Origin of the sequence: Streptomyces sp. CB00316 (genome assembly GCF_001905595.1) — a bacterium.
Taxonomy (GTDB): domain Bacteria; phylum Actinomycetota; class Actinomycetes; order Streptomycetales; family Streptomycetaceae; genus Streptomyces.
The window spans coordinates 72,170-90,526 of the sequence record NZ_LIXI01000014.1 but is presented as its reverse complement, the minus strand read 5'-3'; the positions used below and the strand labels follow the sequence as shown (position 1 = coordinate 90,526).

Annotated in this window: 21 protein-coding genes; 8 read left to right on the top strand and 13 right to left on the bottom strand. The window is 73.2% G+C overall.

What is annotated here, in order from left to right:
- Nucleotides 1-192 precede the first annotated feature (192 nt).
- The 4 genes from AMK21_RS30900 to AMK21_RS30885 are packed head-to-tail and all read right to left on the bottom strand — an operon-like array spanning nt 193 to nt 2,587.
- Complete coding sequence (locus AMK21_RS30900; protein WP_073882461.1) at nt 193-786, bottom strand: hypothetical protein; 594 nt, start codon at nt 784-786, stop codon at nt 193-195.
- 37 nt (nt 787-823) lie between these two features.
- Nucleotides 824-1,834, bottom strand: a complete 1,011-nt coding sequence (locus AMK21_RS30895; RefSeq protein ID WP_073882460.1) for a DUF6286 domain-containing protein — start codon at nt 1,832-1,834, stop codon at nt 824-826.
- On the bottom strand, nt 1,831-2,058 hold the full coding sequence (locus tag AMK21_RS30890) for a hypothetical protein (RefSeq protein ID WP_073882459.1): 228 nt from the start codon (nt 2,056-2,058) through the stop codon (nt 1,831-1,833). Before AMK21_RS30890 ends, AMK21_RS30895 begins: the two co-directional genes overlap by 4 nt.
- Before the next feature lie 4 nt (nt 2,059-2,062).
- Nucleotides 2,063-2,587: an Asp23/Gls24 family envelope stress response protein gene (locus AMK21_RS30885; protein ID WP_073882458.1), complete on the bottom strand. Its 525-nt coding sequence runs from the start codon at nt 2,585-2,587 to the stop codon at nt 2,063-2,065.
- Between the two features lie 276 nt (nt 2,588-2,863).
- On the opposite strand from AMK21_RS30885, the gene AMK21_RS30880 reads away from it, so the two are divergent.
- The 3 genes from AMK21_RS30880 to AMK21_RS30870 are packed head-to-tail and all read left to right on the top strand — an operon-like array spanning nt 2,864 to nt 4,454.
- Nucleotides 2,864-3,430, top strand: coding sequence for an RNA polymerase sigma factor (locus AMK21_RS30880; protein ID WP_073882485.1), 567 nt, complete (start codon nt 2,864-2,866; stop codon nt 3,428-3,430).
- Nucleotides 3,421-4,107 (top strand): hypothetical protein, encoded by a 687-nt coding sequence (locus tag AMK21_RS30875; protein ID WP_073882457.1) that lies wholly within the window; start codon nt 3,421-3,423, stop codon nt 4,105-4,107. The genes AMK21_RS30880 and AMK21_RS30875 overlap by 10 nt, the downstream gene beginning before the upstream one ends.
- Nucleotides 4,104-4,454, top strand: coding sequence for a hypothetical protein (locus AMK21_RS30870; protein WP_073882456.1), 351 nt, complete (start codon nt 4,104-4,106; stop codon nt 4,452-4,454). The genes AMK21_RS30875 and AMK21_RS30870 overlap by 4 nt, the downstream gene beginning before the upstream one ends.
- Nucleotides 4,455-4,570: 116 nt before the next feature.
- Here AMK21_RS30870 and AMK21_RS30865 read toward each other — a convergent pair whose 3' ends face one another.
- Entirely contained in the window at nt 4,571-5,284 is a 714-nt protein-coding gene (locus AMK21_RS30865; RefSeq protein ID WP_267893944.1) for an NADPH-dependent F420 reductase, read from the bottom strand.
- A 161-nt stretch (nt 5,285-5,445) separates the two neighbouring features.
- On the opposite strand from AMK21_RS30865, the gene ctaD reads away from it, so the two are divergent.
- Complete coding sequence (gene ctaD, locus AMK21_RS30860) at nt 5,446-7,176, top strand: cytochrome c oxidase subunit I (protein ID WP_073882454.1); 1,731 nt, start codon at nt 5,446-5,448, stop codon at nt 7,174-7,176.
- Between the two features lie 44 nt (nt 7,177-7,220).
- Nucleotides 7,221-7,562, top strand: a complete 342-nt coding sequence (locus AMK21_RS30855; protein ID WP_073882453.1) for a hypothetical protein — start codon at nt 7,221-7,223, stop codon at nt 7,560-7,562.
- On the opposite strand, the gene AMK21_RS30850 is transcribed toward AMK21_RS30855, so the two are convergent.
- From AMK21_RS30850 to AMK21_RS30830, 5 genes are all read right to left on the bottom strand, one after another.
- Nucleotides 7,466-9,376 (bottom strand): FUSC family protein, encoded by a 1,911-nt coding sequence (locus AMK21_RS30850; protein ID WP_420712531.1) that lies wholly within the window; start codon nt 9,374-9,376, stop codon nt 7,466-7,468. The genes AMK21_RS30855 and AMK21_RS30850 overlap by 97 nt on opposite strands.
- 253 nt (nt 9,377-9,629) lie before the next feature.
- Nucleotides 9,630-11,240: a sigma-70 family RNA polymerase sigma factor gene (locus AMK21_RS30845; RefSeq protein WP_073882452.1), complete on the bottom strand. Its 1,611-nt coding sequence runs from the start codon at nt 11,238-11,240 to the stop codon at nt 9,630-9,632.
- 218 nt (nt 11,241-11,458) lie between these two features.
- Nucleotides 11,459-11,653, bottom strand: coding sequence for an antitoxin (locus AMK21_RS30840; protein WP_073882451.1), 195 nt, complete (start codon nt 11,651-11,653; stop codon nt 11,459-11,461).
- 270 nt (nt 11,654-11,923) lie between these two features.
- Complete coding sequence (locus tag AMK21_RS30835; RefSeq protein WP_199863313.1) at nt 11,924-12,919, bottom strand: MASE1 domain-containing protein; 996 nt, start codon at nt 12,917-12,919, stop codon at nt 11,924-11,926.
- A 66-nt stretch (nt 12,920-12,985) separates the two neighbouring features.
- A complete protein-coding gene (locus tag AMK21_RS30830; RefSeq protein WP_073882449.1) occupies nt 12,986-13,813 on the bottom strand; it encodes a PP2C family protein-serine/threonine phosphatase in 828 nt (275 codons plus the stop codon).
- Nucleotides 13,814-14,006: 193 nt separating this feature from the next.
- Here AMK21_RS30830 and AMK21_RS30825 point away from each other — a divergent pair, with 193 nt between their 5' ends.
- The 3 genes from AMK21_RS30825 to AMK21_RS30815 all read left to right on the top strand — a co-directional run bounded on the left by AMK21_RS30825 (nt 14,007) and on the right by AMK21_RS30815 (nt 16,725).
- Entirely contained in the window at nt 14,007-14,276 is a 270-nt protein-coding gene (locus tag AMK21_RS30825) for a hypothetical protein (RefSeq protein ID WP_073882448.1), read from the top strand.
- 214 nt (nt 14,277-14,490) lie between these two features.
- Nucleotides 14,491-15,969 carry a polyprenol phosphomannose-dependent alpha 1,6 mannosyltransferase MptB gene (gene mptB, locus AMK21_RS30820; protein WP_073882447.1) on the top strand — a complete coding sequence of 493 codons (1,479 nt, stop codon included), beginning with the start codon at nt 14,491-14,493 and terminating at the stop codon, nt 15,967-15,969.
- A 180-nt stretch (nt 15,970-16,149) separates the two neighbouring features.
- Nucleotides 16,150-16,725 (top strand): ATP-binding cassette domain-containing protein, encoded by a 576-nt coding sequence (locus tag AMK21_RS30815; protein WP_383849664.1) that lies wholly within the window; start codon nt 16,150-16,152, stop codon nt 16,723-16,725.
- 29 nt (nt 16,726-16,754) lie between these two features.
- Here AMK21_RS30815 and AMK21_RS30810 read toward each other — a convergent pair whose 3' ends face one another.
- From AMK21_RS30810 to AMK21_RS30800, 3 genes are all read right to left on the bottom strand, one after another.
- A complete protein-coding gene (locus tag AMK21_RS30810) occupies nt 16,755-16,979 on the bottom strand; it encodes a hypothetical protein (RefSeq protein WP_030080623.1) in 225 nt (74 codons plus the stop codon).
- Nucleotides 16,980-17,091: 112 nt separating this feature from the next.
- The gene (locus AMK21_RS30805; RefSeq protein WP_073882446.1) at nt 17,092-17,724 is read right to left on the bottom strand and encodes a hypothetical protein; all 633 of its coding nucleotides are present in this window, start codon (nt 17,722-17,724) and stop codon (nt 17,092-17,094) included.
- 6 nt (nt 17,725-17,730) lie between these two features.
- Nucleotides 17,731-18,351, bottom strand: a complete 621-nt coding sequence (locus tag AMK21_RS30800) for an L-threonylcarbamoyladenylate synthase (RefSeq protein WP_018512796.1) — start codon at nt 18,349-18,351, stop codon at nt 17,731-17,733.
- Nucleotides 18,352-18,357 lie beyond the last annotated feature (6 nt).

Genomic DNA, 18,357 nt, shown 5'->3' with positions numbered 1-18,357 from the left:
ACGCAACTCCTCGTCCACGGTCGTCGTCGGGCCGGATCCCGGGACCGGACGGACCGTGGCGCCGCATCCCGGGCTCACACCTTACTCGCGAGTAGCAAGCGTGTTGAGTGCGGGAGCGGTCCGACACCGGGACGACGGCCCCGCGCCCCTGCGCCCCCCTGCACACCGGAACCGCGGCCGCCCCGCCACGGTTCAGCGCGTGCGCCGCTCCCGCCGGTTCGCCACCCTGACCCGTACGTCGGTCGGCAGGCCGCGTACGCCCGCGCAGCGACGCGCGTCCGCCACCACCCCGGTGGTGACCCGGCGCACCACCTCCGCGGGCCGGGCCTCCGGCTCGACGACCAGCGTCACCACCGCCCGCAGCGGGCGGCCCGCCAGGCGTACCCGGGCGTGCGCGACACCTCCGACCGTGGCCGCCTGCGCGGTCATCGCCCGCTCCCACGCCCGCCGCCGCAGCGTCAGACCGGCGCCCATCAGGCCCACCCACCGGGGCCGGGACGCCGACACCTGCCCGGCGAACCAGCGGAGGAGCAGCGCCAGTACGAGGACGAGCCCCGCGATCACGGCAGGGGTCCACCAGCCGGTCTCCCGCACCCGGGCCAGTCCGTCGCGGTCCAGCAGCACCCCGTCGGCCGCGCGCCCGGACCACCAGCCCGGCACCTCGCGCCCCAACCGGCCCAGCCCCGAACCATCCCCGACGGCCAGCAGAGCCCCGCCGCCCAGCAGGGCGAGGCCGACCGTCCCGAGCAGCACCCGGTTCACCGCGCCACGCCCGATCACCGACACGCCCGCCACATCCTCTCGCCGCCGTCCCTCACGTCACTCATGCCTCTCCGCCGTCCCGAGGACGGCCCGAAACGCCTTCCACGGCCGCGTCCGATCGCACGACGGCTTCCGGCCCCTCCACCGCCGTCGGCTCCATCGACTCCTCCGGTTCCGGCGGCGACAGGCCCGCCTCGCGCCGTACCCGGACCCGCAGCGCGGGCGGACGGGCCAGGCCCAGCTCCAGCAGGGCCGCGCCCAACACCCGGACCGCCTCGGCGCGTACCTCCGCCGGGTCGCCGTACCCCACACCGGTCCGTACCCCCGCCCGCCGCCGGCGCACGGTCACCCGCGCCCGGACGACCCCGGGGACGCCGAGACCCCGCTCCCGCAGGATCCGGGCCGCCGCCGAACGGTCCAGCGCAGCCCGTACCCCCGGGCCGGGCGCCGCCATCCGCAGCCGTCGCCGCAGCCCCGGCAGGAGCGCGCACCCCAGCAGCCAGGCGCCCGCGACCGCGGCGACCACCCCACCGATCCGTACCGCGGAGTCCGTCGGCCCATGGGTCGTCGCCCAGTCGAGCACCGCCGTACGCCAGCCGGCGGGGGCGCCGCCGAACCGGACCGCGACCACATCGGCCAGCAGCAGCCCGCACGCCACGGCCCCCACGGCCGCCAGGACCGCCGCGGGAACACGCCGCTCCGCCCTGATCCGGGGGCCGGGACGGCCACCGTCCGGGCCCGGGGCCACCTCCACAGCCTCCGGGACCACCGGCGCAGGGCTCACCGACAGCGCGTCGACGCGGACCTCGGCGCGGGGCACGGCCAGACCCGTCAGGGTCGCCGTCCGTGCCTCCGCACGCTCCCGGATCCGCCGCGCGGCCTCGTCGGCCCGCACCGGATAGGGCAGCCGCACGCCGACCGAGATCCGCGCGGAGGCCCCGCGCACCCCGGCCGAACCCCGCAGCACCGTCCCGCCGTCGGGCAGCGCCTCGGCGGCGGCCCGCTCGGCGATCCGCCGGACCGCCCGCGGCGCCACCGTCGTCGTACCGCGCCCACCGGCCGGGACCGTCATGGCCGCCTCCCCACCAGCGAGTCGAGGAACTCCCGCAGACCGGTGCCCCGGTCCACGAGGTGACCGGCGAACCATCCCAGCGCGCCGAGCGCGGCCACCACGAGGAACGCCCCGAACCCGCCGAACCAGCCGGCGAACCCCAGCGCCATGCCCGCGGCCGCCCCGATCACGTCCCGGCCCGGCACACCCTCCGCGGGGCCGGGTCCGTCGACCCTCCGTGTCACGCCGTCACGCCACGCGGGTCTCGGCCACGGCGGCCTCGTCGTCGTCCTCGGGCAGGTGCACGTCGTTCACGGTCACGTTGACCTCGACGACCTCCAGGCCCGTCGTCCGCTCAACCGCCGCGATGACGTTCTCGCGCACGTCACGCGCCACATCGGCGATCGCGACGCCGTACTCGACGACGAGGTCCAGGTCGATGGCCGTCTGACGCTCGCCCACCTCGACCTTGACGCCCCGGCCGACGTTCGGCCGGCCGCCCGGCACGCGGTCACGTACCGCGCCGAGCGTGCGGGAGAGACCGCCGCCCATGTCGTACACCCCCGGGATCTCCCGGGCCGCCATCCCCGCGATCTTCACGACGACGGTGTCGGCGATCGAGGTACGGCCCCGCGTCGCCGCGGGCTCGGACGCGCCGGTGGCCCCGCGCCCCACGGTCGTCGTACCGCCGGCCGCGCCGCTCTCCTTCGGTCCGCCCGAGCCCGGTCCCGTGCCCGCGGCGGGAACGGCTGCGGTTGTCTGGGTGGTGGTCATGGAATCTCCTCGCGTATCGCTCGGCTCGTATCGCCTGACATCTCGTTGGACACGCTGTGCGCCGATTCGTCACGCGGGTTCCCGGAAACTCTCCGCCGACCCCCGATCAGGCATCGCAGTCCGGGGCACACCGGTGCGTGACGTTCCGCCGTGCGAGGTGTCCAACGGCAAAGAGAGGTGCCCGACGGAAAGAACCGACAGGACCGATCAGGACCGAGAAGGTGTCGTGGAACCGACTGAGGGAGGGGCTGGTCCGTGCCCGGCGACGGGAATCAGATGACGGAACGGGCGCCGGAGGGTGTCCGGGCCGACGAGGCGCTGCTGGTCGTACGGGCCGGAGAGGGCGACGAGGAGGCGTTCGAGGCGCTCGTACGGCGGCACAGCCCCGCCATGCTGCAACTCGCGACGCGGTTCCTGGGGGACCGTGCGGACGCGGAGGACGCCGTTCAGGACGCCTTCGTCAGCGCCTGGCGCAAACTTCCCGAGTTCCGCCGGGACGCCTCCTTCCACACGTGGCTCCACCGCATCGTCACCAACCGCTGCCTCAACCGGCTCCGGTCCCGCAGGCCGGCGGCGGACCTCGACTCGGTGCCCGAGCAGGCCGCCCCGGAACACCAGGCGTCCCCCGCCCGCGCCGTCGAGTCGCGGGCCGCGGCCGACGCACTGGCAGCGGCGATGGCGGGCCTGTCGCCCGAACAACGTGTCTGCTGGGTGCTCCGCGAGATGCAGGGGCTGTCGTACGAGAGCATCGCGGACACGGTCGGAATCAGTCTGCAGGCGGTCCGCGGCCGGGTCTTCCGGGCCCGCCGCTACCTGACGGAGGCGATGAGCGCATGGCGATGAGCGCCAACCCCGACCGGCCGGAGGAGAGCCGGTACGAAGAGGAGGAGCGGCTTGCCTGCGGGCGTCTGCTGAGCGACGTCTGGGACGCCTGGGACGCCGGCCGGACAGCCGACGACCCCCACCTTCTCGCCTGCCCGCACTGCTCGGCGGCCCTGGGCGAACTCACCGGCCTGGGCGAGGTCGTACGCCGTACCTGCACCGAGGAGCCGGGAGTGCCCGAGGCGACCACGGCCGAGGTCACGGCCCGTGTGATGGACCTCGTCCGGCTCGAACTGCGCCCCGGGCGCCCGCTTCCCCTGGGGGAACCGGAGGAGGACCACTGGATCGTCGAGGCGGCGGCCGCGCGGCTGCTGCGGGCTGCGGTCGACGCGCTGCCCGGGGTACGGGCCGGAAGCTGCCGGATCGCCCCTCTCGACCCGGCCGACCCGGCGGGCCCGGTCCACGTACGCGTCGAAGTCGCGGCGAGCCTGGACCGGTCACTGCCGGATCTGGCCGACGCCGTACGCGCACGGATCGCCGCTGTCGCCGACCAGGACATCGGCATCCGCCTCGGTGCGGCCGACGTCCTGGTCGTGGACATCCTCGACGACGACGACGACGACGACGAAGAAGAAGACGAGGACGAGGACGAGGACGGCGACGAGTACGAGCGCCACGGCACAGGAGGAGCAGCGTGAGGACCGCCGACACATTCCGGCTCCGGGACCGGCTCGCCGAAGCGGCGGCCGGGGCCGCTCAGGACGTCCCCGGCGTCGCCTTCCTGCGCCCCGGCGTCCTGGACCTGCTGCGGACGCGGGTGGCCGACCGGGCCCCGCGTCTCGCGGCGGGGCCCGGGGCGCGGGCGCAGGGGGTGCGGGTGAGCCGGGACGAGGCCACCGGTGCCTGGCACATCGACATCCGCCTCGTCCTGCACCGCGGCCACCGTGCCCTCGACGTCACCCGCGCCGTGCACACCGCGACCCTGGCCGCGGTCAGCGCCGAGCCGTCGGTCTCGGTGCGGGTGACGGTGACGGGGGTGGTCTGAGCGGCGGGCCCCGGCCGGGGAGACGGAGGAGAGCCCGGGGGAGACGACGGGGGAGAGACAGCGGCCGGGCCACCCGGGGTCACGGCCCGGACGGCCCGGCCTCCGCCATGGCACCGTCAGGCGCGCCACTGCGCCGTGCGTTCCGGCGACGCCTCCGCCAGTGCCTTCACGATGGCGTCGGCGTCGCCCTGGTTGCCGTACACCGGAGTCCCGGGCTGCTGACGCCACGACTCGTCCAGGCCACCGGCGTCGACCGTGTCGAAGCCGAGCTCGTCGATGAGGTCGCGGACGGCCCGCTTGGCTGCCGGGTCGTCCCCGGCCACCGGCAGCGCCTGCCGAGCGGGGCTGCTCTGCGGAGCGCCCCGGTCCAGGATGTCCTGCGCGTACGTCCCGTTGAACGCCTTGATCACCGGGTGCCCGATCTGCTGCTCGGTCCACCGGCTCTCCGGCAGCCCGTGCTCGATGGCGGCGATCCTGCCGTCGCGCTGCTGCGGGTAGTAGTTCCCGGTGTCGATGACCGCGACGTCCTCCGCGGCCCCGTCCAGGAAGCCCGCGGGCAGGTCGGGCACGGCCTTCAACGGGACTGTCACGACGACGATACGGGCGCCCCGTGCCGCCTCGGCCGCGGCCACCGGAGTGGCTCCCGTCTCCTCGGCCAGGGTGCTCAGGGTCTCGGGGCCGCGCGAGTTGGCGATCGACACCTCATGTCCCAGTGCGGTCAGCCGCCTGGTGAGGTTGCCCCCGATGTTGCCCGCTCCGATGATGCCGATCTTCATTGATCCGACCTTCCGGTACCTGCCGAGTGGGAAGAAGTGGTTCTGCCGCTTCACCAACTGCGCTGCCCGGTGAGCTATTCCGGGCGGTGTGGGCCATTTGAGTGTCCTTGCCGGGCGCTCGCGGGGGACGGGGAGGGATGTCCCACCGGACCGATCGCCGCGGGTCCATCCTGGTCGCCGAGTCCATACGGGCCGTTGACCGAAGGAGCGTCGCAGTGACGACGAGGGGCATCTCGCAACCGGTGGAGACCGATGCCGCAGAGGGGGACGAACTGCCGGTACGGCTCAAGGAGCCGGGCAACGTCGTCATCAAGTGGATGACCACCACGGACCACAAGACGATTGGGACGCTCTATCTCGTCACCTCCTTCGCCTTCTTCTGCGTGGGAGGACTGCTGGCCCTGGTGATGCGCGCCGAACTCGCGCGCCCCGGAACCCAGCTGATTTCGAACGAACAGTTTAATCAGGCGTTCACGATGCACGGCACGATCATGCTGCTGATGTTCGCGACGCCGCTGTTCGCCGGGTTCGCGAACTGGATCATGCCGTTGCAGATCGGTGCGCCCGATGTGGCGTTCCCGCGGCTGAACATGTTCGCGTACTGGCTGTACCTCTTCGGCTCGCTCATCGTGGTGGCCGGCTTCCTCACGCCGCAGGGCGCCGCCGACTTCGGCTGGTTCGCCTACGCGCCGCTGAACGACGCGGTCCGCTCGCCGGGCATCGGTGCCGACATGTGGATCATGGGTCTGGCCTTCTCCGGCTTCGGAACGATCCTCGGCTCGGTCAACTTCATCACCACGATCATCTGCATGCGCGCCCCCGGCATGACGATGTTCCGCATGCCGATCTTCACCTGGAACGTCCTGCTGACCGGTGTCCTGGTCCTGCTCGCCTTCCCGGTCCTGGCCGCCGCCCTGCTGGCCCTGGAGGCGGACCGCAAGTTCGGCGCTCATGTCTTCGACCCGGCCAACGGGGGAGCGCTGCTGTGGCAGCACCTCTTCTGGTTCTTCGGCCATCCCGAGGTCTACATCATCGCCCTGCCGTTCTTCGGGATCGTCACAGAGATCTTCCCGGTCTTCAGCCGCAAACCGGTCTTCGGCTACATCGGTCTGGTCGCCGCCACCATCGCCATCGCGGGACTCTCCGCGATGGTGTGGGCGCACCACATGTTCGTCACGGGTGCGGTCCTGCTGCCGTTCTTCTCGTTCACGACCTTCCTCATCGCCGTGCCGACCGGGGTGAAGTTCTTCAACTGGATCGGCACCATGTGGAAGGGGTCGATCTCCCTGGAAACCCCGATGCTCTGGTCGATCGGGTTCCTCGTCACCTTCCTCTTCGGCGGTCTGACCGGCATCATCCTCGCCTCGCCGCCGATGGACTTCCATGTCTCGGACTCGTACTTCGTCGTCGCGCACTTCCACTACGTGGTCTTCGGCACCGTGGTCTTCGCGATGTTCGCCGGATTCCACTTCTGGTGGCCGAAGTTCACCGGGAAGATGCTGGACGAGCGGCTCGGCAAGGTCACGTTCTGGACGCTGTTCGTCGGCTTCCACGGAACGTTCCTCGTGCAGCACTGGCTCGGTGCCGAGGGAATGCCCCGCCGTTACGCGGACTATCTCGCGGCGGACGGATTCACCGCACTGAACACGGTTTCCACCATCGCCTCCTTCGTGCTCGGCCTCTCCCTCCTGCCGTTCTTCTACAACGTCTGGAAGACCGCCAAGTACGGCAAGCCGATCGTGGAGGACGACCCGTGGGGTTACGGCCGTTCGCTGGAGTGGGCGACCTCCTGCCCGCCCCCGCGCCACAACTTCGTCACCCTGCCGCGGATCCGCTCCGAATCCCCGGCGTTCGACCTGCACCACCCGTCGCTGCGGGCGATCGACGAGGCCGCCAACCGGCCCGACGCCTCCGCCACCGTGGCACCGGGGGACAAGCAGGAGTGACCGTGGCCCGCCCCGACCCGCAGAGCCCGACGAGAGGAGGACGCGTGAACCCCGACAAGGACAGCGCCCGCGGCCTGGCCCAGCTGGAGGGCTACCTGCTGTGGAACGCCGAGGTCGAGAGGGCGCGAGCGCAGGCGCGCCGCTTCAGCGGCGAACTGCCCTGGCTCACCACCGCCCAGCGCGATGACGTCGAACGCGTCTACCTCGCCGACCGGGTCGCCGTCTCCCGCGAGTCACTCACCCGCGTCCGTGACCGGGCGGCCGAACTGCGCGGGGAGTACACCGCCCGCTACGAGCGGCTCCGGGCCCGTTGTGTCGCGCTCTCGGTCGTGGCGGTGGGCGCGGTCACCGGCATCGGTACGTCACTGACACTGCTGCTGCGCTGAACCGGCCGGGACCCGCCCCGGCCCGGCCGTGGCCGCACCGGGCCCCGGCCCGCGCGAGCGGTCGGCGGGAGCCGTCGGACCAGTACCTCGGAACGCGCGGAGGCGCGGTGCGCCGCATCGAGGGCGGCCAGCTGTTCCGCGATCCGTTGGGCGTGCGAGGGGGGCAGAGCGGCGCTGCGGTCGTGGAGGTGGACCGCACAGGCCGTCGTCGTGTCCACCAGACGCTCCAGAGCACCGGCGACCTCCTCGAACTCGGCCGTGCGCCCGGCGACCGGCGGGAGTTCGGCCGCAGAGAGGTCCAGCGCGGACCGTGCCACGGCGAGCGAACGGTAGGCGTCGCGGCGCAGTACCGCGCGCCCCGCGCCGTCCTGAGGGTGGGCCAGGACGTGCCGCAGATACCGGTGCGCCGCCGCCACCGCCGTGTCCACCGCGTCCCGCACCCGGTTGCCCCGCTGCCCGGGCAGCGGCAGATGCCCCACCAGCAGCACGATCGCGCAGGCCGTCGACGACTCCACGACCCGGCCCCAGGCGGCCTGCGGCTCGCCCGCCAGCAGGACGAGGGAGAGCACGAGTACGGTGACGACCGCGGTCTGGGCCGCGAAGTGCCGGGTGGCGACGGGGATCAGCGCTCCGCACAGCGCGACGGCCGCGACCGTGGGCAGTGGGCCGGCCACCAGCGCGAAGAACCCCGCGAAGACGGCGGCCCCCACGACCGTCCCCGCGGCCCGGCTCAGCACCCGGGAGACGAGCGGCCCGAGATCCGGCTTCACCAGGAACACGGCTGTGGCCGGCATCCAGTACCAGTGCTCGTGGTCCAGGCCGAGCGCCACCGCCGCACTGACCCCGCAGCACAGCGCCACCCGGAACCCGTACTCACGCCCCGCCGGCCCGAAGGCCCTGCGCGGCAGCGCGACGAGACCCGGGCGCCCGCGCTTGGTCCGCAGCGACTGTCCGGGCCGGTGGTCGAACGACTCCGCGGCCGCCAGGAGGGCGTCGTCCAGGGCGCGGAGCCCCGCCCCGGACCGCGCCGGCGCGGGCAGCGGCCCGCAGGCGCTCCCCGTACGCACCGCGTGCGCCAGCCGCAGCGGCCCCTCCGCGACCCGGTCGGGCAAGGGCTCACCGGCCCAGGCCAGCGCCGTCGCCGCCTCGGCCAGCGGCAGCGCCGCCGCGTACTGGGCGTGCAGCCGTCGCTCTGCCGTCGAGCTCGCGTGCCGCCGCAGCCGGGGCCCGGCCAGCGCGTCCTGCGCCTGGTCGAGTGCGGCCGTGAGCGCCGCCCGGCGGGCCGGAGCCCGGGTGCCGCCCGCCGCGCGCAGCAGCCCGGCCACCGCCGCGTACACGGAGGCCACCGCCTCGCGCTCACCGTCGTACCGGTACGGGCCGCCGGAGGTCCGCCGCCGCGTGGGCAGCACCAGCCGCAGGAGCAGCGCCCACCCCGCCCCCGCCAGGAACAGCAGCGCCCGCTCCCGGCCGGGCTCCGGCAGGGGCATGCCCGCCCCGATCACCGCCGCGACCAGCAACTGCGTGCCGCACGCCGAGGCGAGGGGACCCGTCGAGCTGAGCGCCCCCGCGAGCAGCCCCAGCGCACCGAGCAGCAACGGCAGGACGAACCTCGCGGCCCCCGGCGGACCGACCGCGGGCAGCAGCGAGCCGATCAGCAGTCCGGCTGCGCCCGCGAGCGCCGGGACCCCCACCCGCGACACGGACGAACGGCGGCCGCCCGGGCGGTCGTTGATCCCGGCGAACATCGCCCCCAGCGCCGCCGGAACGCCTGCCGTCGGCCGGTCGGCGGCCACCGCGAGAAGCAGCGGGAGCATGGCGAGCGCCCCGCGCACCACCGCACCACCGTGGACAGGCCCGCGCTGGGTCCGCAGGACATGGCCGAGCCAGAGCGGCAGCGGCCGGGAGGCGAAGGGGAAGACGGGGGACACGACCGGGCTCCAGTCCGCAGGGGAAGGGGGATCCGCCGGCGGACACCATCGGCCTGGGCGCTGCTACCAGTCTGGAACACCGAGGCGGAGGCGGTGCTTCTCCCGCGTTTCCGCCAGGTGAAAGATCACCGCGCGGTGCTCAGCGCGCGCCGAACTTCTGCGTCCACACAGGCCCGCCGCCGGAGTCCACCTTCCCTATGCCCATCTCCTTGAAGGAGCAGTTCAGGATGTTCGCGCGGTGGCCCGGACTGTCCATCCACGCCTGCATCACGTCGGCCGGGGTCCGCTGCCCCTTGGCGATGTTCTCGCCGTAGGTGCTCCAGCGGTAGTCGGCCGCGGTGATCCGGTCGCCCGGGTCGGTGCCGTCGGGGGAGGTGTGCGAGAAGTAGTCGCGGGACGCCATGTCGGCGGAGTGCCGCTGCGCCGCCGTCGCCAGCAGGTCGTTGGAGGTCACCGGACCGCAGCCCTCCTTCGCCCGCTCGGTGTTGACGATCTCCAGGACCTGGCCGCCGTCCGACGCCGGAGGTGCGGGAGCGGGAGCGGGCGGCGGCTTCGGGGCCGGGGCGGCCGTGCTAGGGGTGGGGGGCCGGGTGCTCTTCGTCGGCGAGGGCTTGGGCTCCGGCTTGCGCGAAGGGCTCTTCGACGGCGAGGCACTGGCCGAGGGCGAAGCGGATGACGCCGAGGCCGACGGCGACGGTGCCGTCGGCGTGGGGGAGGGGGCGGCCGCCGTGGGGAGGGTCGCGCCATCGGTGGGAGCCCCGGCGCTCAGGGTCGTCGCATCCCGCTCCTCGCCGTCGGTGTAGAGGTGCACGGCCGCGCCACCGGTACCCAGTGCCGCGACGGCGACCACGGCGGCGATGGCCGAGTTGCGGCGCCGCCGCCGTACCTGACCCCGCCTGCGCTCGGCCCGTCCGCCCCCGGCCGCGGAGTCCACGGTGAGGTGCGCGGCCGTCGTCAGCAGTTCGGGCGCCACCGCCCCGCCCACGGCACCGGCCACCGGGACCAGCGCGAGACCCACCAGCAGCCCCTCCGCCGGTACGAGCCCCGATCCGTGGCCCGAGCAGACGGTGCACTCACGGGCGTGGCGGGCCAGCCGCTTGCGCCACAGGGCGGACGGGATCCCGTCCCAGCCGGCCAGGATGCCCTCCAGCAGCACGCACGGCGGGTCGGCCGCCAGCGCGCCCACCACGAGCCGGGCCGCCTCCAACTGCGCCTTCATCCGCTGGACGCGTACGGCCGTGTGCTGCGCGGAGAGCTCCAGGGCCGCCGCGACCTCGGCCCGCGACAGCTGGCCCGCCGTCTCCAGCCACCACAGGGACAGCAGGGCGCGGTCATCCTCGTCCAGCCATCGCGTCGCCTCCGTCACCTGGCGCCGCTGCCCGGTCAGCCCGAGCCGGAGAATGGTCAGCTCGACGAAGTCGGCGCGCGGATCGGCCAGGTCGTACGCGTCGTCCAGCCGGCCGGCGGAGACCGTCCCCGACTGGCCCTCGCGCCAGTGCCGGCGTATCTCGTTCATGGCTATCGCCACCAACCAGGAACGGAACCTCTCCGGATCACGTAGCTCCGGCAGGCTGCGCAGCATCCGCAGCACCGTCTCCTGCACCACATCGTCGACGTCAGCGTGCCCGTTCAACGCCCGGCCGACGACGTTGTACAGCAACGGCAGATACGCCGCGACGAGCCGGTTCTTGGCCTCCTGGTCGCCGTTCCGCGCCGCCGCGATCAAGGCCGTCCCGTGATCCTTGCCCATGCTGTGCTCACTCTTCCGGGGTCCGGTGCTGTCACTTCCCACACTCGGGAGATGCGGTGCGGGCCGGACGATAACAAGAATCCGATGATCGCCCCGGACTTCTTCGGCCGCGCGCACCGGGTCCGTGCCACAGGACGTGTCCCGTGGCACGGACCCCTTACGAGCTGTTACGAGCTGTTTGAAACGGGCAGGGCCCGGCTGGTCACCGGCGGTGGCGCTCAGGAGCGCGGCGGTCCGTCCTGGTCGCGCTCCGTACCGAACTGCTGCCTGAGCTTGTCCTGGGCGGAATCGACCTGGCCGCTGTACTTGCCCTGGGTGCGGCCGTCGACCCCGTCTCCCGTCTTGTCGGTGCCCTTGCCTGCCTGGTCCTCGTGGCCCTTGAGCATCTTCTTGATCCTGTCCAGTGCGGACATGCCTGATCCTCCTCGCCTCTGCGCCCCCACCCGTCAAGGGTCACCGCACCCGGCCCGGCGCGCATCCGGGCGCCCGAGGAGTCCGCACGGTGGACGGGAAGTGTGAAGCCGAGCCGACTGGGCAGATACCGGTCACCTGGAGGAGGTGGTGGCCATGGGCCGCATCCGCATCGTTGTCCGTCGACCCCCGCCCCCGTCCGGGCCGCCCCCGCTCGATCTGCGGACCCCTTCCGGCCGGCCGCTGCCCTACTGAAGCGAGTACGGCGGCCGTCACCGACCGGAGTGCGGCGGGTCGTCGTCGTACCGGGCGGAGGGCGGTCCCGGCAGCGGGGCGAGCTGCTCCACCAGCGCTTCCAGCTCCACCACCGCGTGCTCCGTCTCGCGGCGGATGTTCTGGTGCTCGGCCACGATCGCCCCGAGCAGCAGCGCCGTGAGCGCCACGCATCCGTTGAGCACGGTCAGGTTGGCCATGATCTCCATGAGCGTATGGCCCGCGAACGGCCCCAGCCCGTCCGTACCGGCGGTGATCGCCAGTACCGACAGCACCAGGGCGCACGGCGCGCTGCCGGGCAGCTGGAACCGGAGCGCCGCCCAGATGATCACCGGGAACACCAGGTAGATCATGGAGAGCGAGCTCCGGGTGCAGAAGAACCCCGCCGCGACCACGACGACCGCGAGAAGGCACGCCTCCGGCCACCGGTCGGACAGCCTCGGCCACCGCACCCGGCTCAGCACGAGCAGTACGGGGGTGACCACGAGGACCCCCATGGCGTCCCCGGCCCACCACGACGACCAGACCAGCCAGAACCGCCCCGGCCATACCTTGTCGTCGAGCATCAGCGTCACGCTGCCGACGGTGGCGCTGATCAGCATGCCGGCGAAGGCGCCCAGGAAGACCAGGTAGACCCCGTCCCGCAACCGGGCCAGTTCGCTGCGGAAACCCACCCTGCGCAGCAGGGCGTAGGCGGCCAGCGGCGCGAGCGTGTTGCCGAGGACGATGCCCAGACGGGAGACGGTGAACGCGTCACCGATGGCGGAGACGGTGAACAGCGCCCCCAGGGCGATGCCCGGCCAGATCCGGGCGCCGAAGTACAGCAGGGCGGCGAGCGCGATCCCCGTGGGCGGCCAGAGCGGGGTGACCACGGCGCCGTCCACCACCACCTGGCGGGTCAGCCCGAGCCGCCCCGAGAGGTAGTAGGCACCGGTCACGCCCAGGATCTGCGCCACGTACACGGCCCGACGTCTGGCTTCCTTGCTGCGGATCACAGCACTCATCAGACACCGGCCGCGCGGAGGAGGCAGCCGGTGACACGCGCCCCGCCACCCTCGGCGTCACCGTGCTCGGGCCGAGGCGTGCCGCAGGACGAGTACGGCCGCGTCGTCCTCGTGGCCCGTCAGCTCCGCCGCGCCCAGCACCCCGTCGGCCAGAGCGTCCGCGCTCTCTCCGGCATGGGCGGCGACCAGCCGCCGCACCCGGTCGAGGCCGTCCTCGATCAGCAGCGTCGGGCCCTCGATCACACCGTCGGTGAGCAGCACGATCGCGCCGTCCGCGTCCAGGGTCCGCCGGGTGACGGGATACCTCTCGCCCGTCTGGATGCCCAGCGGCAGGCCTCCCGGGTCCTCCGTGACGCCCGACCGCCCGTCGACGGTCGCCCAGACGCTGGCCACATGCCCGGCCCGCGCACTGTGCAGCTCCCAGGTGTGCGGGTCCAGCCGCAGGAACGTACAGGTCGCGAAGAGCCCGGAGTCCACGGACAGCAGGAGGTCGTTGGTCCGGCCCATGACCTCACCCGGGTCGGAAATCGTCCCCGCGATCGCCCGCATCGCGATGCGGACCTGCCCCATGAAGGCGGCCGCCTCCACGTCGTGCCCCTGCACGTCACCGATCGCGAACCCCAGGGCACCATCTGCCAGCACAAAGCCGTCGTACCAGTCACCGCCGATGTCCAGGCCGTCACGGGCGGGCGCGTACCGTGCCGCGGACCGGAGACCGGGGAGCTCGGGAAGGGTCGCCGGAAGCATGTCGCGCTGAAGGGCCTGTGCGAGTTCCACTCTGGCCTGGTGGAATTCCACCTCCCGCCGAGCGCGGGCGGTGAGGCTCTGCAACGAGGTCAGCAGATCCTCGGCGCTTACCGAGCGGGGAGTCCGACGCCGGTTCATGGGCTGCTCCGCGGTGCGTGAGTCCCTGAATCATATGGTGCCCACCCCCCGGCGGCGACTTCACCGACGACGCGAGATCACTCCCGGTCTCCCGGACGGGACGCCAGGGGACGGCCCTGCGCCGCGGGCCTGCCGCCTGCCGGATGGCCCCGCACGCCGGGCCGTTGTCAGTGGCCGGTGGGATGCTGCCTGCATGGACGAGCTGATGAGGCAGCGACGGGTGTACGGCGCCGACCACGACGATCCGCACCCCGGCCCGAAGCCGGGCCACGACTACCGGGAGCTGGTCGGCGGCCCGCTCGACGGGCTGCTCCTGGACGTCACCGGCTGGAGCGAGACGGCCCTGCGTGAGGGGGCCGGACTGGTCACGGAGATAGGCGCCTACGGACCGGGCGGCCGTGCCGAGTACGGGCCCCGCTCGGTCGACGGCCATCAGTGGGACTGGCGGGGCGACGTGCGCTAGGAGCGGCCGGAGGGGGGCACGAGGGCGCCGCGTCGAGCACCGTCGCCCGGCACGCGCCGACGATCGGCGGCAGATCCGTACGGTGCCAGGCGGCCCACAGCCGCGCGGGCCCGTGGTGCCAGCGCCCGGAACCGCTCCGGGGGCTGCCTGGCAGCGTCCGCGGACCGGGGGAGGGGGAGAGGGTGGTCCACGCAGTCCGATAGGTTCTCCGGTCATGTGGGCTTTGAGTGCCGGCGGATACCGTCGGCTGGGCGCGGCAGCCGCCCTGGCGACCGCCGTGGGTGGCTGGATCTCCGGGAAACTGCCGGCCCACGACCCCTGGGGCCTGTGGGTCGACCACGGCTCCACCGCGAGGACGGCGGCCGCCGTCCTCGCCTATGCCGGACTCACCGTGCTCGTCGTCGCCTGGTGGCAGTACGGCAGGACCGCCTCCTCCGTACGCGAGACGCTCACCACCCTGGCCTGGTGGACCGCGCCGTTCCTGCTCACGCCCCCGCTCTACAGCGCCGACGTCTACAGCTACATCGCCCAGGGCGCCATGGCCATCGAGGGCCACGACGTCTACACCGTCGGCCCCTCCAGCCTGGATCCCGCCGGAATCGGCGGCGACGCGGCGGCGAGCGTCGGCAACCACTGGCGCGACACCCCGGCCCCGTACGGCCCCCTCTTCCTCCTGCTCTCCGCCGCCGTGGCGAAGACGACCGGCGGCACGATCGTCCCCGCCGTCCTGGCGATGCGGCTGATCGCGCTCGCCTCACTGGTCCTCATCGTCTGGTCCCTGCGCCGGCTGGCCCGGGAGCACGGAACCAGCGAGAGCCGCGCCCTGTGGCTGGGGGCGCTCAACCCGCTCCTGCTGATGCACGTCGTCGCGGGCATGCACAACGACGGTCTGATGATCGGCCTCATGCTGGCCGGGCTCGGGCTCGCGCTGCGCGGCCGATGGGTCTCCGGCAGCGCCCTCGTCGGGCTCGCGATGATGGTCAAGTCCCCGGCCGCCGTATCGCTGCTGTTCATCGGCGTGTTGGTGCACGCCTCCGCAACCGGGCCGCAGCGACGGCGGTGGGCCAAGGGACTCCTCGCGCCCGGCCTCGTCGCCTGTGCCGTCGCCGGATCGGCGACCCTGGTCAGCGGCACCGGCTTCGGCTGGCTCAGGACCCAGGGCGTCGCCGGCAACATCCACACGGCGCTCTCCGTCGTCAGCGACCTCGGCCTGGGCCTGGGCGAGCTGGGTCGCCTGCTCCTGGGCACCGACCCCGAACCGGTCAAGTCCGCCGTGCAGACCCTCGGCCTGGCAGCGGCGGTCGCTGTGATCTTCGTCCTGGCAAGGAGGTCGATGAACGGCCGCCTCCCACCGGTCCACGCCCTGGGCCTGGGACTGCTGGCACTGGTCGCGCTCTCGCCCATGGTGCAGCCCTGGTACCTGCTGTGGGGGCTCGTGGTCGTGGCCGCCACCCAGCAGCACGGCCGGATCCCCGCGGTCCTCGTCGTGCTGTCGGCGGCGCTCGTCTACGAGACCCACCCCACCGGAGCCACCCCGCCCTACGGGTTCGCCCTCGCCGCAATCGCGGCCCTCGTCGCCACCTCTGTCCTCCGCCGTGCCCCGTTCCTCCCGGAGACCGCACGGGTGCCCGGACCGCGTGGCGGCGACCTGGACGCCCCGCTGAGCACCGAGGCCCCGAAGACCACCGCGTAGCCAATCCCTCGACGCCCCACGCGGGCCTCCGTTACGCTCATCACATCCTGTTGTCTCCTATAGAGGTGGACGTTGCGCATCTGAGGTCCGCGATCATCACGCGGTGCGGCCTGGCCCGTACACCGGTCACGACGCTGCCGGCATGTCTGCCGCCCGTGACTTCCGCGTGGATGCGACCTCATTGCTGAGCCGTCCCTCACCTTCGCAGGACTGACTCGTCGTCAGTCACGGCGCGAGCTGGAGGAGACCCGGACGAAGGTCGCCCGCCGGCGGCGCCACGACAAGAAGCTCGACGGTCAGCGGAAGCCCCGCGCATCGTCGCCGGGGAGCGCAAGCGCTCCGCCCAGGAGTCGGGGGACCGGCTGCGCGGGCTGCACGAGGACCGGCTCGACCGACAACCAGATCCGCTCCCAGCTCGCCCGGTTCCTCTTCAAGGGCGCCCGCGCGGAGCAGCAGGCGGGCACCCTCTCGGGCGGTGAACGCTTCCGGGCAGCGCTCGCGGCGACGATGCTCGCCGCCCCCGCCCCGCAGCTGCTGCTGGACGAGCCGACGAACAACCTCGACCTGGTCGGCGTGCTGCAGCTGACGAGCGCCCTGGAGTCCTACGAGGGCGCCCTCGTCATCGCCGGCCACGATCTGCCGTTCCTGGAGTCCGTGGGCATCACGCGCTGGATCCTGCTGGACGACGAGCTGCGGGAGACCGACGCCGAGGAGGTCCGCGAGCTGTTCAACAGCTCCGATCCCGCACCGGCGTGACGCGGGCGCGGCGCCTTGGGAGTGCTGCGTCAGGCCGCTTCGTAGCGGTGGGCCCGCCCGCCTCGCCATTCCACCCAGACCGGGTTGTCGAGGAGCCGGTCCGCCTCTTCGAGGCCGGCCTCGCTCAGGAACACGATCACGTCGTGGTCGCTGTGGGCCAGCCCGAGTATCTCGTCCCGGCCTTCGTAGTGCACGGTCACCCGGCGGCCGCCCGAGGGGGTCGGCCGGTGGATGACGATCGGGGGATTTGCCATGGGTCCACCCTGCGACGCGCCCTGCCCCCTCGCATCCGCTGCCCGACCGCTCCGCGAGCGGCAGCGGACCGTCGGGGAGCGGCCGGGCCCTGCCGGGGCCCGGGGGAGGCCCTCACCGCAGGGCGGCCCCGATTTCCACCGTTGTGGTGACGCGCACCAGGGCGGGGGTGCGAGGGGCGGAGCCGAACCCGAAGGCGACGGGCGGATCGAGCGGGGCGAGAGGACCCAGGCCCACGCCGTCCAGGACCGCGTCGGCGGCCTGGACCGGCCGCAGGTCCCGTGCCCCGTACCACTCCCGCCGTCCCGGGCCCGCCCGGCCCAGGGTGCGTACGCCGGGCATCAGCAGCCGGGCCGGTACGTCGCACAGCGCGGCCCAGAGCGGGCTGCGGACAAGCGGGGCCGGTACGGCGCAGAGCAGCCGGCCGAGGGCGGTCCGGCGTCCCGCCCGCAGCAGCAGGCGCAGCGGCCCCGCCTCGACGAGCCAGACGTGCCCGCTGCGGGAGACGGAGCCGGTGACGGAGACCGGAACCACCTCGATCCGGTCGAAGCGGTACGTGGCGGCGACGAAGTCCGCGACCGGCCGGGACGGCGCCAGCAGGACCCGCTCGCCGCCGGGATGCTCGACCATGACGTCGCTGAACGCCCCGAACGGCGAACGCGGCCAGTGCCCCACCACCAGCCGGGTGCCCGAAGACGTCCCCACACCGGCGATCCAGCCGTCGAACCGCAACCGCTCGCCCGCCACGGCCGCCTACTCGAAGCGCGACGGGTCGCCGGCGCCACGGCGTACGATCTCCGGCTCGTCACCGGAGAAGTCGATCACCGTGGTCGGCTCGGTGCCGCAGTCGCCCGAGTCGATGACGGCGTCCACCTCGTGGTCGAGCCGCTCCTTGATCTCCCAGCCCTGCGTCAGCGGTTCCTCCTCGTCCGGCAGCAGCAGGGTGCTGGACAGCAGCGGCTCACCCAGCTCGGCGACCAGCGCCTGGGTCACGACGTGGTCGGGGATACGGACGCCGACCGTCTTCTTCTTCGGGTGCAGCAGCTGGCGGGGCACCTCCTTCGTCGCAGGGAGGATGAAGGTGTAGCTGCCGGGTGTGGCCGCCTTGACCGCGCGGAACACGTCGTTGTCGACGCGGACGAACTGCGCGAGCTGTGCGAAGTCGTGGCACACCAGCGTGAAGTGGTGGCGGTCGTCGAGGTTGCGGATGGACCTGATCCGGGCGATGCCGTCGCGGTTGCCCAGCTGACAGCCCAGCGCGTAGCAGGAATCGGTCGGATACGCGACGAGCGCACCGGAACGGATGCTGTCGACCACCGTGCTGATGGTGCGCGGCTGGGGATTCTCGGGGTGCACGTCGAAGTACTTGGCCATCCGCCG

Bases quoted from the DNA above. Each gene is read 5' to 3' on its own strand.
- AMK21_RS30895 (WP_073882460.1), bottom strand. From the start codon at position 1,834: ATGACGGTCCCGGCCGGTGGGCGCGGTACGACGACGGTGGCGCCGCGG.
- AMK21_RS30885 (WP_073882458.1), bottom strand. From the start codon at position 2,587: ATGACCACCACCCAGACAACCGCAGCCGTTCCCGCCGCGGGCACGGGA.
- AMK21_RS30880 (WP_073882485.1), top strand. From the start codon at position 2,864: ATGACGGAACGGGCGCCGGAGGGTGTCCGGGCCGACGAGGCGCTGCTG.
- AMK21_RS30875 (WP_073882457.1), top strand. From the start codon at position 3,421: ATGGCGATGAGCGCCAACCCCGACCGGCCGGAGGAGAGCCGGTACGAA.
- AMK21_RS30850 (WP_420712531.1), bottom strand. From the start codon at position 9,376: ATGCTCCCGCTGCTTCTCGCGGTGGCCGCCGACCGGCCGACGGCAGGC.
- AMK21_RS30845 (WP_073882452.1), bottom strand. From the start codon at position 11,240: ATGGGCAAGGATCACGGGACGGCCTTGATCGCGGCGGCGCGGAACGGC.
- AMK21_RS30840 (WP_073882451.1), bottom strand. From the start codon at position 11,653: ATGTCCGCACTGGACAGGATCAAGAAGATGCTCAAGGGCCACGAGGAC.
- AMK21_RS30830 (WP_073882449.1), bottom strand. From the start codon at position 13,813: ATGAACCGGCGTCGGACTCCCCGCTCGGTAAGCGCCGAGGATCTGCTG.
- AMK21_RS30825 (WP_073882448.1), top strand. From the start codon at position 14,007: ATGGACGAGCTGATGAGGCAGCGACGGGTGTACGGCGCCGACCACGAC.
- mptB (WP_073882447.1), top strand. From the start codon at position 14,491: ATGTGGGCTTTGAGTGCCGGCGGATACCGTCGGCTGGGCGCGGCAGCC.
- AMK21_RS30810 (WP_030080623.1), bottom strand. From the start codon at position 16,979: ATGGCAAATCCCCCGATCGTCATCCACCGGCCGACCCCCTCGGGCGGC.
- AMK21_RS30800 (WP_018512796.1), bottom strand. From the start codon at position 18,351: ATGGCCAAGTACTTCGACGTGCACCCCGAGAATCCCCAGCCGCGCACC.